Origin of the sequence: uncultured Shewanella sp., from assembly GCF_947495455.1 — a bacterium.
GTDB lineage: Bacteria > Pseudomonadota > Gammaproteobacteria > Enterobacterales > Shewanellaceae > Shewanella.
The window spans coordinates 22228-35958 of sequence record NZ_CANLZC010000057.1 but is presented as its reverse complement, the minus strand read 5'-3'; the positions used below and the strand labels follow the sequence as shown (position 1 = coordinate 35958).

Genomic DNA, 13731 nt, shown 5'->3' with positions numbered 1-13731 from the left:
AAGTTCCCAAATAAAATCAACTTCCTGGGAATCACCTGTGAGTAAAAAAACTGGGGATTCATCAGTCACGGGTATAAATCAACATCTTTGAAATAACAAGATGTTGACTAAAGAGACTATAAATCATTAAATATTTTTTGTACTGGAGCCTGCCAAAATGACTCTTGAGTAATGACTTCGATGAACTTCTCAGCACTGCGACCATCACCAAACTCATCAATAGACTCTATCGTTATATGACCCTGATTGATACGAGTCATCGCCTGCATGATTTCATCTTCACGCATTGTAACATTTAAGATACTTTTAGATTGAGCACGATTATGTTGCCGAGTACCAATATTGATACTCGGAACTTGATAGAAAGGAGCTTCTCGTACGCCGGCACTACTATTACCAATAATAAAGTGACTATATTTTAATAATGTTAAAAAATACTCAAAGCGCATAGAAGGAATAACAACAAAGTCTTTATTACCTTTTAACTCATCATAAGCAGATAAAATAAGATGACTGCCAAGATCATTATTAGGGTATATTACAACATATTGCTGTTCGCTTTTCTTCAGGCTTCCGATAAAGACTTTAATTTCATCATGTAATGTTTCAATTTCCGTCGTCACAGGATGAAAAAGTACAATACCAAACTTTTCAAATTCAATATCATACCTGAATTTCACTTCAGCCAATGTGGGTAGCTTATCACTTATCATCACATCCATATCTGAAGAACCAATGGGATAAATATACTGGGCTAATTCGCCCAATTGAATTAATCTTTTTTTAGCTTGTTCATTACAAACAAAATGTATATGAGATAACTTACTCACAGAATGACGAATATGCTCATCGATAGTTCCCGAAATTTCGCCTCCCTCGATATGAGCGACTTTAATATTATTTAAACTCCCTACAATCGCACTGGCCAAGGCCTCTACTCTGTCACCATGAACAAAAATCATATCGGGTTTAAGCTCGGTAACAAAATCAGATAACCCTATAATTGTTTTCGCTAGAATAGCATCCATTTTATCGTCAGCATTTTGATTCACAAACTGATAAACTTGCTTAAAACCAGATTTATAAACCTCTTTATATGTCGAGCCATATTTGGTCAACATATGCATTCCCGTAACAAAGATATGCGTGTCAAACCTAGATTCACACTCATATATCAAGGGCTTGAGTTTACCAAAATCAGCACGCGTTCCAGTAATAAATAAAATTTTTTTATTCATAATCAGTCTGTTTTAGCATTTCATCATGGGCAATATTTCGAGTTGATTTTTTGCCTAAAAGACCTTCAAAGTCTGCTGCACTGAGTTCACCTGTTCCAGGTCTTTTCACCCAAATATTATCTTTTGTCAATATATCACCGGCTTTAATATCATCAATCGCCACTACTGATGCATAGGCAAAATCACGAGTCACTTGCTCTTCTTCAAGTAAGTTTTTTTCACCAAATCTAGCACGACGTATGACTTCACAACCATGGATCAATTCTTTAAGTTCTTTCTCATCCATAGAACACACAATATCTGGGCCCAATCGCTGTTTATGATCCGTGTAGTGACGTTCAATTATATTGGCACCGACGGCAACAGCCCCGAAACAAGCATAATTGTCTAATGAATGATCAGATAATCCAATGACAGCATTGGAGTAATGAGCGCGCATTTGTGAAATGGCCCCAAGCCTGATGAGTTCAGGTGGTGTCGGGTAAAGATTAGTGCAATGCAGTAACCCATAACCAATATTCGCTTTTTCCATTATTTCAACCGCTTTATCAACGGTTTTAATATCATTCATACCAGTACTGAGAATAATAGGCTTACCAAAACCTGCAATATGTTCAATTAAAGGAAAATTATTGCATTCTCCAGAGCCAATTTTAAATGCAGGGACATTCTGCTCCATTAAGAAATCTGCAGCGGCTCTAGAAAATGGCGTACTGATATACAGCATATTGTGCGCTTCAACATAATGCTTAAGCTCTATCTCTTCTTCTAACGTTAAGCTGCATTCATCCATCACCTGATAAATGGATTTAGTTGTATTGCCAGGAATAATTTTTTTTGCAGATCCACTCATTTCATCATCAAGTATATGAGTTTGATGTTTAATGACTTCTGCTCCAGCACGCTTAGCTGAGTCGACCATCTCTTTGGCGACGACAAGAGAACCACCATGATTAATACCGATTTCAGCAATAACAAACGTAGGATGTTCATTGCCTATTTTTCGACCCGCAATCTCTAATTCAATCATTATTTACTTTCCAAAATCTGATTAGCCATAATAAGATCCTCTGAAGAATCTATATCAATACTTTCAATATCTTCCATTACAAATGGAACAATATTTGTTTGAGGGATTTTATTCTTGGATTCAATAAATTTTTCAACACTAAAAATATAAATAGCACCATTAGGTAAATATAGATCAGGGATCAATTGCCTTGGAATAAAAGGCGCTTCAGAAGAAACTAACCCTTGTAAAAAGCCGTCCTCTCCTAACAAAAAAGTCTTATATACTGATTTGTTTTGTTTTTTCACACTAATGACCGTCGAGTGCTCATTTCTAATGGAGAATGCATTCTTTATATGAATAGCAGTTCTAAAAGGAGAAGTCGGTTGAAGTAAACAAATAAGATCACTTTTTTCATACTTATTTTCTTCTATAATAAAATTGATCACTTCGTTAGACGTTGTTAAATCTTGCGCTAAAGTTAAGGGCCTTTTTTGAGCCAATACTTTTTCACTAATAGCCAGTTGTAATATTTCGTCATCATCTGATGAAACAAGGATTTCATCAAATAAACCGCTTTCTTTAGCTGATTGAATTGAATACCAAATTAATGGTTTTCCAGCTAACAATGCTAAATTTTTTCGAGGAATGCCCTTAGAGCCTCCCCTAGCAGGAATAACTGCAACGATTTTTCGTCTCATCTCATACAAATTAATGAAAGATAGTTAAATTCAATCCTACTTTAATTCTTAAGCAAAATACAGAAATAATTAAATAACACCAACAACCCACATCAAATAAAACAAGTTTGAAATACAAGACTACCATTAAAACGTCAATCAATACAGATTTAACAACAATTAAACATAATGCGTCATTAAATACAACAAAATTAAAGTAAAAAAAGAAAATAATTTCGAATCACTTCTTTATAAAAACTTTTTATACTAGAATGATTAAACTTATAGGATATCCATGATCACTTAAAAGTATGAATAATATTTTAGTTTATGAAAACACTTACTACAGCTTATTTTTATATATGCTTTATGATAAAGATTGGTTAAAAAGAGACTATCTCATTTTTGGCAATAGAATATCAACTGAATTCATATCACGTTTAAAAGAAACTGTCCATTGTATCGATGAGAATACTGCCTACAATGGACAGAATAAACCTATAAGTCGATCACCCATCTATAACCCACTAGACTTTTACAAGAAAAAAATAGAACAAAAAAACCTTTTTAATCAATACAATAAAGTAATTGGAAACATAGAATCAATCGATAATAGTTTAGTAAAATCCTATCAAATACAAATTGAAGATGGTGTTGGAACACGACAACATTTAATTAATGGGCCTAAAAAAAGAAACTTTATTAGTGCGCTACAGAAAAGACTTTATCTTCGAGAAGCCACTCACTTCAAATCAATAAACCAGTTTATCATTGCGGAACCCATAAAGGTATTAGATAAGTTAAAAAATAAAGTCATCCATATTGATATCAAAGAAAGCTGGAAAGTAAAAACAGATGATGAGAAAAACATTATCTTAAAGCTATTTGATGTCGATTCAAATGAATTAAACATTCCCGATAACAGCTTTGATTTACTACTAACACAACCACTCAATGAAGATAATAACTGTACCGAACAAGATAAAATACTCGGCTATTCAAAGTTAATGAAAGAGTATAACCTTAACGAAAAAGAAATAATCATTAAACCACATCCAAAGGAGAAAACGGATTATAAAAAACATTTCCCCAATGCAATAGTTATCAACAAAGATTTTCCAGTTGAACTCGTCGCACTATTTGGTATTAAGTTTAATCATGTCATCACTTTATTTTCTACTGCTGCAAGTATTTTTTCTAAAAACGCTAACCATATAATTTATGCTAAAGCCCCTAAATATTTTAATTTCAAAGATAGATACCAAAACACGATAAATCGATTACATTTATAATTCCAGACAACTTCACGCTTTAAAATATAAAAAACAAGATTAAAGTGATGCTTTCGCTGAGAGATAATTTTATCAATATAAACGAGTTACCTTATTTAACTTGATATTTCTCAGCGAAGCTAAAAATTTTCTGACACGGGAAAATAAATTTTCTTTATCTTCTTTTTTGAGTATATTCAAAATCAATGTTGCGACTTGCTCATTCGTTATTTGAGCAGGAGTCTCTTCCGTCACGCTATTATTAGCTAAAGGGAAAAGACGAGATAAATCACCACCAAAAAATCGCTCTGACACTGCTTTATTGGAAGCAATATATTTTATTAAAAATTTCTCCCGTAAATCAGGCGATAAAAATGAAAAAGACTCCTCCTTTTTTTTCATCATAGAAGCTTGAAGGCTTGTCCTCATTTTCCGTCGGTCTTTTTTATGAAGATGTGGATTACATATTCTTGCTATTTCAAGTGCAGATTTAGAATAACTTGGATTACTTCTTTTTCTTGTCGACTCTAATAAAAGACGGCTACCTATTACCTCTGAAAAATCATTAAGTAGTCCCACTTTAGATGCCGCGTGATATGATTTTACGATTAAATTCTCTTTATCAAACTCCAATTCGAAATCATTAAGTATTCGCCTATAATCCAAAGCTTCATCCACTTTAAAAGCTTCAAAAAAGGTATTAAAATCAATAGTTCTTCCCTGGTGTATATTTTGAGTATACATAGATTCAACAAAATCATCTTGTCTCCTCAAGTAAATGATAATGGAGACATCATATTCTTCAGTGGCTTTGCGTAATATTTTTGCAGCTATAGCTGAATTCTTATAGCCATTATCAGGATTTCCCATAATAAATTCGCTACTCATCACATAATGGCTAATTTCATTATGTAACTTAATATTTTTCTTAAGTGCTTTTTTAAAATTATCAACGAGAGTGGTATTATATTCATGTGCCCACATGAGTTGCTTTACACATTTAGGTGTTTTAACGTATCGCCACCCTTCCTTCATGCCATCTTTTGATTTTTCTTTCAACCCATGTTGAATCGTTGTTGACCCCGTTTTATGTGAACCAATATGAATGTAAAGTTTAACCATATATCAATCCAATTAATAAAATAGATAAAATAGATAAAATAGATAAAATAGATAAATAATTTTTGTGTATAAAAAACGATACTAATGGTAACTGAACATATCTGTTTTAATTCCATTTAATTCTAAATAATCAAGTATTTCTTCTGATAATTTATCATCGACATGCTCCTTCCAATCCCCAACTTTACCACTTCGAATGAAAGATTTTCCTGTAAATTTTTCTGAAGATGCAATAATGGCTTTTCCCTCTAATGACTCCATTTTCTTAACCGCTTTTTTAGAAGATAACTCAATACTTTCTGTGAGTAACTCATTCACAACTTTCACATTTAGAAAGCATAATAAATCATAAAAGGTTTCTTCAGGATTATTAATTAAAGTTTCATATTGGATCAATTTTGTTGTTTTGGGTTGTTCATTTAATATTTTCATTTGAGCATTATGATTTTCAATATATAAATTAGCAATCTTTTTCCATAACTGATTGATACTTTTATGACTACCTCTATTTTTATAATGAAAAAAATAACTGCTAACGATGTAATCTAGGGGATTTCTTGTCATTAAAATTCTTTTTTTAGAATAATCAATTATGTTTTCATGAGTATGAACAATCAATGAAAAATCATACCCCTTCAAAATACTCTCTTGTTCATTGATTATTTTTGATGGTGATACACTTTTGATTAATTGATGAGTACTGTGAAAGAAATTAAGTTTACTTTTCAGTTCGCTAAAATCATGGACTTTATTTTTATGCAAAGTAAAATAATTAATAAGGAAATTGATAGTATAAGTTGTTCCAGATTTCATCTGGGAATAAAACCATATATTATCCTTAGTCAAAGAAGAAAGGACTATTTTTCTCTTCATTTGTTCTAGCTTTTTATCTGTTCGAGCATTTAAAATTTTCTTTATTTTATTCAGCATATTATCACAATAATTAAGGGTTAATGACATTATATTTCTATATACAGAATACTCAGACATTCAGATTATAGGTAAGTTCAAACTCTTATGAACTGAATTTAATATACTTTACACTATTCAATATCCCATCTTAAACTAACCTAATGTATTGATAATGCGATTAATTACTGTTATTTAAAATACCCCAATAGTGGCCAAAATAAATACCATATTCAGTGAGAAAAATAAACGATTAAAATAAACCTTTATACATTCCAACTTCATCTATTTACATAAATCATAAAAATGTAAATACCAATCACTAACACTGGGGAAAAACTCTTTTGTGATATCCTGATGGATCAGCATTCCTGCATGATCATAATCATGCTTAAACCCTTCTTTTTTGGATAAAAGTGTATATTGTAAATCTTGGAATTGGCATTCCTCAATCATATTTTTCACATCCTCAGGATGACCCAGTACTTTATCGCCGTTCCCTGCAATAAACCATGTTTTAGGCCATTGGGTTTTCTTCGCCGCTTTGGCATAGTCAAAACCATCATCGGTGTCAATCCAATCTCCATTGACCCATTGAATACTTTGCTTCAGTGAAGATTCACTCTCATTATCCATGCCTACACGCCATTTATCTGCCGGAAAATACCCTTTTCTCCATGCAATAAACCGTGCTAAATATCCCCATCCAAATTTAATGACTAGCCATTTTTTTAAGGAGTTAATGTACACTTTTCGCTTACTACCAAAAGTCACCAATGAAGCCACATTCCGTTGAAAATAATCATAACGGACGATAGCACTCGCCATTAATACTCCACCCCATGAATGAGCACACCAGTGCACTTGGCTGATTTCAGGGTGCTGAGTCAAAATATATTGTTGTACTAGGGGAAGTTGCTCCCTGATCACCTCACCTTGCCCTAAATGAGACCCCGCCCCCAGTCTAGGTATACTTTTTCCGCGTCCTTCAATATCCATGACATAAACAATAAAACCTTGACTGGCTAAGTAGCTAGCAAGTCCTTTATTTGATTCACTATAGAAAATTCTACCATTAGAAATAGCACCGTGTAGCATCAAAATAGGGATCGGATGTTTGCTCTTATCAAAGGGCATGATCTGCCGTAAATGTAAATGACCAGTATGATAGGGAATAAATAAAGATTGTTGACTTATGCTCACAATTTCACATCAATAATAACAAAACTAACAACCAACTTACTGAATTAACATAACAAAAACAAGATTAATGACTCTAATCGGAAAAAATAAAAAACACCAAACAAGTAAAATCATTAAGTTATAATCATTTCAATAAGATAGACTCACTATTCAAACAGAGTTTTTTAGTCTACCTTAAAACAAAAAAATTGGATTATATATGGGATTTCACCCAAACCCTGTTAGAGTTTAGGTGCAAGTTCAAGCTAAAAGCAATAAAAAAGGTAGTGCCTTTAAATCCATTTTATGAATAGCAACATCAGCCTCTTGGGTTAATTTAGCCTTACCATGAAAAGCAATGCCAAAATCAGCCGCTCGAATCATAGGAATATCATTCGCTCCATCACCAATGGCCAATCGTTGCCCAGCGTCTATGCTCCAACGTTTAGCACAGGCTTTTAAAATATCCGCTTTGAATTGCGCATCCACTACCTGTCCTTGAACTTCGCCAGTTAATTGCTTATTTTCAATAACGAGTTGATTAGCAAACGCGGCATCAAGATCAAGCTTATCTTTCAAATGCTCAACAAACGCGGTAAATCCTCCAGAGGCAAGCACTAAATACCAGCCATGGGACTTAAGCTCTTCCACCATATCGACTAATCCCGGCATAAGCGGTAAATCTTGGCATAATACGTCAATAATACCAGCCTGAGCCCCTTTCAATTGTGCCACACGCGCTCGCAAGCTTTCCTCAAAATCGAGTTCACCTTGCATTGCTCTTTCAGTGACTTCACTCACCGCTTTACCCACTCCCGCCATATTGGCTAGCTCATCAATACATTCAATTTCAATGGCTGTCGAGTCCATATCCATCACCAGAACACCCGCTTTATTCAGCAGTGGCAAATTGCTTGGTAAACTAAATAATTCAATCGTACTGTCAAAGAAAAGGGTATTCAGCACCTTATCACTAAGTGGTATTTTTAGTGCAATTTCAATGCAATAGTACTGAGACTGTCTTTCAATCACTGTGATAGAAATATCCTGTTTTATTCCTATCAAATATTGGGCTAATAGCCTTTCATCATTTGTCGTCTGATAAATAAAACGGTATCTGAATGCGCCTGTGGGAAAATGAGCTTCTTCATGTCGAGTAAAACTCACGTCATGGATCATACATTGTGACAAAGTCCTATCTCGTAACCAAGGAAACAACGATACTTCAGTCAAACTTTTCATTACTTTATTTCTCTCCAACTATCGGGATATTGCAAAATCATTTATGATAAAATTTGCATACAATAAATTAAGGTGCGACGTGTTTTTCCTTAAAGGTCTAAAAAAGAGCCACAGAATTAGTCGACTTATTCAGATCATCATAGCGGTTCTGTTGATGATTAGTTTGTTTCAACTCTGGGAAACAAGCCTACTACAAGGTCAACAGCTTCTAAAGTCCCAAACAGAAAAGATGGCACGTTTATTTGTGCAACAAACAGCCTATGCGGCAGCGCCAGCACTAAAATTAAACGATGAACAACAATTAAACTGGTTAGCCAATGCGTTAATCCAAGATCCAAAAGTCATGTCGGCCAGTATTTTTAACCATGATGGCGTCCGCCTCGCATTTGCACAACAAGTCAGTGATACCCCCTTGACCCCTAACTCTCATACACTCACAAGTATACTCAATAGCTACCCCCCTTATGTTGAACCTATATTACAAGACAATGAAAACTTAGGTTATATTGAACTCAGGTTGACACCTAATTCTTTTTTAAATGATATCAAATCGGCTCATGAGCTGAATATGAAGCAACAACAAATCATGCTGCTTATTGCAGGCATTATCGGTATGTTACTTTCACGTTCACTCTCTTATAAACGTGTCTATGTTGATAGGCGTAAAGCGCGAATAAAATTGATCAAACACTTAAGAAGAGAATCACGTAGCAAAGAAGAAAAGGAAGAAAAGGAAGAAAAGGAAGAACCCACTGACCACAAATAAAAAGTGAAAATAAAGAGATATACTCCCTATTTTCACTTTTTAAAAAGCCGCTAATATTACAAGGTAATAGCCGCTTCTAATGTCATTTCAATCATTTCATTGAATGTTGTTTGACGCTCATCTGAAGAGGTCACCTCACCGGTACGAATGTGATCTGATACCGTCACCACACACAATGCTTTTGCACCAAACTCTTTAGCAACACCATAAAGGCCTGCCGCTTCCATTTCAACACCAAGAATGTCCATTTTTTCCATCACATCGAACATTTGTGGATCAGGCGTGTAAAATAAATCCGCAGTGAAAACGTTACCAATACGAGTGTTAATGCCTTTAGCTTTCGCTGAATCAGCAACGGCAGAAAGCAAGCTATAATCACAAATAGCGGCAAAGTCATTGCCTTTGAAACGCAAGCGATTCACATTTGAATCAGTGCATGCGCCCATAGCGATGATCACATCACGCACTTTTACATCTGTGCTAATCGCACCACATGTGCCAATACGAATTAAATTTTTAACGCCGTAATCTTTGATCAACTCAGTGGCGTAGATTGAACATGAAGGGATCCCCATGCCAGAACCCATAATAGAAATACGCTTTCCTTTATAAGTACCAGTAAAACCAAGCATATTACGAACGTCGGTGACTTGCTCTACATTCTCTAAAAATGTTTCTGCAATGTATTTTGCACGTAATGGATCGCCAGGAAACAATACTGTTTCGCCAAAAGCACCGTCTACAGCATTGATATGTGGTGTCGCCATGGATATAACCTCTAAATAGTAAAAAATATAAGTCTTTTGACTGTATAAGCCTTATTCACTAAGCTTATACAATCAGAATGTTAGTCAATTAAATAAAAGATTTACCGTAGTCCATCGGTGATAAATCAAAATAGGTCGCAATAGACTGCCCGATATCTGCAAAACTGCCTCGAAGGCCGATAGAACCCGCCGTCAATCCGCCGCCATAAGCTAAAACAGGCACTCTCTCACGAGTATGATCGCTGCCCGGCCAAGTGGGATCACAACCATGATCAGCAGTGAGTAAAAGCAAATCATCATCATCGAGTAACGCCAGCAGTTCGGGTAAACGGGCATCAAAATATTCTAAGGCTTTCGCATAGCCCGCCACGTCACGGCGATGACCATAGTGGGAGTCGAAATCGACAAAATTGGTAAAGACAATGCTTTTATCTTTGGCCAGTTTTATTTCTTCTAGCGTCGCATCAAATAATGCTTCAAGACCTGTCGCCTTCACTTTTTTAGTGATCCCGCAATGTGCATAAATGTCAGCAATCTTACCCACACTGACCACTTGCCCATTAGCCTCCTTCAATTTATCCAACACAGTTTTTGAAGGGGGTTCAACGGAATAATCACGACGATTACCCGTACGAGCAAAGTCATCTGGACCTGTACCCACAAAAGGACGCGCAATCACGCGGCCAATATTATAATCACTCAAAGCTTCACGTACAATTTGACAAAGGGTGTAAAGATTGTCTAAACCGAAAGTTTCTTCATGACAAGCGATTTGAAAAACAGAATCTGCAGACGTATAGAAAATGGGTTTTCCGGTCCGCATGTGCTCTTCGCCCAACTGCTCCAAAATCGTGGTACCTGATGCATGACAGTTTCCTAAAAAACCGGATAACCCTGCTCTAGCAAGAATATCATCCGTTAGCGCCTTAGGAAAAGAATGGGTTAAATCCGTAAAATAGCCCCAATCGAACAGAACAGGTACGCCCGCCATTTCCCAATGCCCGCTTGGTGTATCTTTACCTGAACTTAATTCATCGGCAAAACCATAAGTTCCGATAACATTTAAACCTTCACTCTGTTCAAAACCTGCTGGAAAATGACCGACACTTTCTTTAGAAGCATGGGCTAAACCTAAACGAGTAAGGTTAGGTAACTTAAGCGGGCCTGCGCGACCTATATCAGCACGGCCTTCAGCACACTCTTTGGCAATATGCCCAAAAGTATCAGAACCCATATCACCAAATTTAGCCGCATCACTGGCAGCACCAATACCGAACGAGTCCAGCATTAAAATAAATGTACGTTTCATAATCTTACTCCGTTATACATCCGACTGACGAATATAACGATAAATTTCAGGAGCCAAATCAGGCTTTTCTTCACTAATTTTCACTACTTGCTGTACGGCTTGTTCAGCTTGCAAAAATGCCTCTTCTGACTGCGCATGAACAAAGGCAAGCGGTGTGTCTAACGTAATAGGTTCACCAATGGAGCGTACTTTTGATAACCCCACGCTATAATCTAACTCATCACCCGGTCGATGACGTCCCCCCCCCAAATTGACAACGGCCAAGCCTAATTGCCTAGTATCCATTGCCGCAATATAACCTGCTCCCTTGGCATACACAGGACGAATAATATTTGATTGCGGTAAATAATGCTCTGAGCGCTCAACAAAATCAGTTGGGCCACCGAGTCCTGACACCATGCGAGCAAAAACCTCTGCAGCCATACCATTATTGAGAACGGCGTTAAGTTTAACACGAGCTTGCGCTTCATTGGAGGCTAATCCACCTAACAGCAGCATTTCTGTGCATAAACCCATAGTCACCTCAAAAAGACCCGGATGACGGTAGGTTCCGGTTAAAAAATCCACCGCTTCTTTCACTTCTAAAGCGTTACCCGCACAAGTCGCCAGTACTTGATCCATATTCGTCAGCAATGCACTGGTTTGCGCACCACTGCCATTAGCCACTTGGGTAATGCTACGAGCGAGATCTTCAGAAGCTTCGTAAGTGGGCATAAAAGCACCATTACCCACTTTGACATCCATCACTAACGCATCTAAACCCGCCGCCAATTTTTTGGATAAAATAGAAGCCGTGATCAATGAAATCGATTCCACTGTTGCAGTATTATCACGAATAGAATAAAACCGTTTATCCGCAGGCACTAAATCTGCAGTTTGTCCAATAATGGCCACGCCAACATCTTTCACAAGGCGTCGAAATAAGCCGCTATCTGGCTCGGTCTGGTAACCGGGGATCGCATCCAGTTTATCCAATGTTCCCCCCGTGTGACCCAATCCTCGGCCAGAGATCATAGGCACATAGCCACCACAAGCTGCAACCATAGGCCCTAACACAAGACTGACTAAGTCGCCGACCCCACCCGTACTATGTTTATCAACAACAGGGCCATCAAGGTTTAAGCTTTGCCAATTAAGCACATCCCCTGAATCTCGCATTGCTTGGGTTAAGGCGATACGCTCATCCATGTTCATGTCATTAAAATAAACAGCCATGCCCAAAGCCGCAATTTGTCCCTCAGAAATGGTATTGTTGCTTATTCCTTTAACAAAAAAAGCAATCTCTTCTTGAGACAGGATCTGCATGTTACGTTTTTTTCTAATAATTTCTTGTGCTAACAACATTTTTAAGCTCCCTTGTCATGAAGAACAAAGTGAATTCGACTGGATTTATCCCGCTGATTTATTGATAAAACTCATTAATATCCGCTTTGAGACGTATCCACTGCCGATGCCAAATCTAATGTTGCTAATAAATTATTTAATAAACTCGATGCGCCAAAACGGAATGTGTCAGGTGTGGCCCATTCTTTTCCTAATAATCGCTCAGCGACGGCTAAAAACTCTGCCGCAGCGACAGCGTCACGTACGCCACCGGCTGGTTTAAAGCCCACTTGTGTGTTTTTCTCACTGATGACAGTCATCATAATTTCCGCCGCTTCGAGAGTGGCATTTACAGCCACTTTACCCGTTGAGGTTTTGATAAAATCTGCACCGGCATCGATAGACAATTCTGACGCCAGGCGAATTAAATCAGGCTTTTCAAGTACGCCAGATTCGATGATAACTTTCAGTTTCACCTCATCACCACAGGCTTCTTTACAGGCTTTAACAAGCTCAAAACCTAAGGTTTCATTCCCTTCCATCAACGCTCGGTAAGGAAATACCACATCCACTTCGTCTGCTCCATAAGCCACAGCGGCTCGGGTTTCTAACACGGCAATGGCAATATCATCATTACCATGAGGAAAATTGGTCACTGTGGCAATTTTAATATCTTCTGCGCCCAATTCGTTAAGTGTTTTTCGAGCAATAGGAATAAAACGTGGGTAAATACAAATCGCTGCCGTATGGCCTGCAGGGGTTAAGGCTTGATGACACAGATCGATAATCACTTGATCTGTATCATTATCATTAAGAGAGGTTAAGTCCATTAACTGAATGGCAGTTTGGGCCGCTTGTTTTAAATCGCTCATAATCGTGCTCCGAAATAAATTAAAATGAGTAAATTGGGTCA

The 13731-nt window shown here is 36.8% G+C and carries 13 protein-coding genes; 2 read left to right on the top strand and 11 right to left on the bottom strand.

Annotation, left to right across the window (positions count from 1 at the left end):
* Positions 1-116: 116 nt before the first annotated feature.
* The 3 genes from neuC to Q0791_RS14975 are packed head-to-tail and all read right to left on the bottom strand — an operon-like array spanning position 117 to position 2948.
* The gene (gene neuC, locus Q0791_RS14985; protein WP_299007977.1) at positions 117-1238 is read right to left on the bottom strand and encodes a UDP-N-acetylglucosamine 2-epimerase; all 1122 of its coding nucleotides are present in this window, start codon (positions 1236-1238) and stop codon (positions 117-119) included.
* Positions 1231-2268 (bottom strand): N-acetylneuraminate synthase family protein, encoded by a 1038-nt coding sequence (locus Q0791_RS14980; RefSeq protein ID WP_299007973.1) that lies wholly within the window; start codon positions 2266-2268, stop codon positions 1231-1233. The genes neuC and Q0791_RS14980 overlap by 8 nt, the downstream gene beginning before the upstream one ends.
* Positions 2268-2948, bottom strand: a complete 681-nt coding sequence (locus Q0791_RS14975) for an acylneuraminate cytidylyltransferase family protein (protein WP_299007971.1) — start codon at positions 2946-2948, stop codon at positions 2268-2270. The genes Q0791_RS14980 and Q0791_RS14975 overlap by 1 nt, the downstream gene beginning before the upstream one ends.
* A gap of 290 nt (positions 2949-3238) precedes the next feature.
* On the opposite strand from Q0791_RS14975, the gene Q0791_RS14970 reads away from it, so the two are divergent.
* Positions 3239-4219, top strand: coding sequence for a glycosyltransferase family 52 (locus Q0791_RS14970; RefSeq protein ID WP_299007968.1), 981 nt, complete (start codon positions 3239-3241; stop codon positions 4217-4219).
* A gap of 72 nt (positions 4220-4291) precedes the next feature.
* Here the strand turns inward: Q0791_RS14970 and Q0791_RS14965 are convergent, their stop codons facing one another.
* From Q0791_RS14965 to serB, 4 genes are all read right to left on the bottom strand, one after another.
* A complete protein-coding gene (locus Q0791_RS14965; RefSeq protein WP_299007966.1) occupies positions 4292-5320 on the bottom strand; it encodes a hypothetical protein in 1029 nt (342 codons plus the stop codon).
* Between the two features lie 81 nt (positions 5321-5401).
* Positions 5402-6280, bottom strand: coding sequence for a sulfotransferase domain-containing protein (locus Q0791_RS14960; protein WP_299007965.1), 879 nt, complete (start codon positions 6278-6280; stop codon positions 5402-5404).
* A 234-nt stretch (positions 6281-6514) separates the two neighbouring features.
* The gene (locus Q0791_RS14955) at positions 6515-7432 is read right to left on the bottom strand and encodes an alpha/beta fold hydrolase (RefSeq protein ID WP_299007962.1); all 918 of its coding nucleotides are present in this window, start codon (positions 7430-7432) and stop codon (positions 6515-6517) included.
* Between the two features lie 240 nt (positions 7433-7672).
* A complete protein-coding gene (gene serB, locus Q0791_RS14950; protein WP_299007959.1) occupies positions 7673-8653 on the bottom strand; it encodes a phosphoserine phosphatase SerB in 981 nt (326 codons plus the stop codon).
* 43 nt (positions 8654-8696) lie between these two features.
* Between serB and Q0791_RS14945 the strand changes: the two genes are divergently transcribed.
* Positions 8697-9419 (top strand): AhpA/YtjB family protein, encoded by a 723-nt coding sequence (locus Q0791_RS14945; protein WP_299007956.1) that lies wholly within the window; start codon positions 8697-8699, stop codon positions 9417-9419.
* A 56-nt stretch (positions 9420-9475) separates the two neighbouring features.
* Here the strand turns inward: Q0791_RS14945 and deoD are convergent, their stop codons facing one another.
* From deoD to deoC, 4 genes are all read right to left on the bottom strand, one after another.
* Entirely contained in the window at positions 9476-10186 is a 711-nt protein-coding gene (gene deoD / locus Q0791_RS14940; protein WP_299007953.1) for a purine-nucleoside phosphorylase, read from the bottom strand.
* Between the two features lie 88 nt (positions 10187-10274).
* Positions 10275-11495 (bottom strand): phosphopentomutase, encoded by a 1221-nt coding sequence (locus Q0791_RS14935; RefSeq protein WP_299007950.1) that lies wholly within the window; start codon positions 11493-11495, stop codon positions 10275-10277.
* Between the two features lie 12 nt (positions 11496-11507).
* The gene (gene deoA, locus Q0791_RS14930) at positions 11508-12839 is read right to left on the bottom strand and encodes a thymidine phosphorylase (RefSeq protein ID WP_299007947.1); all 1332 of its coding nucleotides are present in this window, start codon (positions 12837-12839) and stop codon (positions 11508-11510) included.
* Positions 12840-12913: 74 nt separating this feature from the next.
* Complete coding sequence (gene deoC, locus Q0791_RS14925; protein ID WP_299007945.1) at positions 12914-13690, bottom strand: deoxyribose-phosphate aldolase; 777 nt, start codon at positions 13688-13690, stop codon at positions 12914-12916.
* Between the last annotated feature and the right edge of the window lie 41 nt (positions 13691-13731).

Excerpts from the sequence above, each read along its gene's own strand:
- neuC (WP_299007977.1), bottom strand. The coding sequence starts at position 1,238 with ATGAATAAAAAAATTTTATTTATTACTGGAACGCGTGCTGATTTTGGT.
- Q0791_RS14980 (WP_299007973.1), bottom strand. The coding sequence starts at position 2,268 with ATGATTGAATTAGAGATTGCGGGTCGAAAAATAGGCAATGAACATCCT.
- Q0791_RS14975 (WP_299007971.1), bottom strand. The coding sequence starts at position 2,948 with ATGAGACGAAAAATCGTTGCAGTTATTCCTGCTAGGGGAGGCTCTAAG.
- Q0791_RS14970 (WP_299007968.1), top strand. The coding sequence starts at position 3,239 with ATGAATAATATTTTAGTTTATGAAAACACTTACTACAGCTTATTTTTA.
- Q0791_RS14965 (WP_299007966.1), bottom strand. The coding sequence starts at position 5,320 with ATGGTTAAACTTTACATTCATATTGGTTCACATAAAACGGGGTCAACA.
- Q0791_RS14960 (WP_299007965.1), bottom strand. The coding sequence starts at position 6,280 with ATGTCATTAACCCTTAATTATTGTGATAATATGCTGAATAAAATAAAG.
- serB (WP_299007959.1), bottom strand. The coding sequence starts at position 8,653 with ATGAAAAGTTTGACTGAAGTATCGTTGTTTCCTTGGTTACGAGATAGG.
- Q0791_RS14945 (WP_299007956.1), top strand. The coding sequence starts at position 8,697 with ATGATAAAATTTGCATACAATAAATTAAGGTGCGACGTGTTTTTCCTT.
- deoD (WP_299007953.1), bottom strand. The coding sequence starts at position 10,186 with ATGGCGACACCACATATCAATGCTGTAGACGGTGCTTTTGGCGAAACA.
- Q0791_RS14935 (WP_299007950.1), bottom strand. The coding sequence starts at position 11,495 with ATGAAACGTACATTTATTTTAATGCTGGACTCGTTCGGTATTGGTGCT.
- deoA (WP_299007947.1), bottom strand. The coding sequence starts at position 12,839 with ATGTTGTTAGCACAAGAAATTATTAGAAAAAAACGTAACATGCAGATC.
- deoC (WP_299007945.1), bottom strand. The coding sequence starts at position 13,690 with ATGAGCGATTTAAAACAAGCGGCCCAAACTGCCATTCAGTTAATGGAC.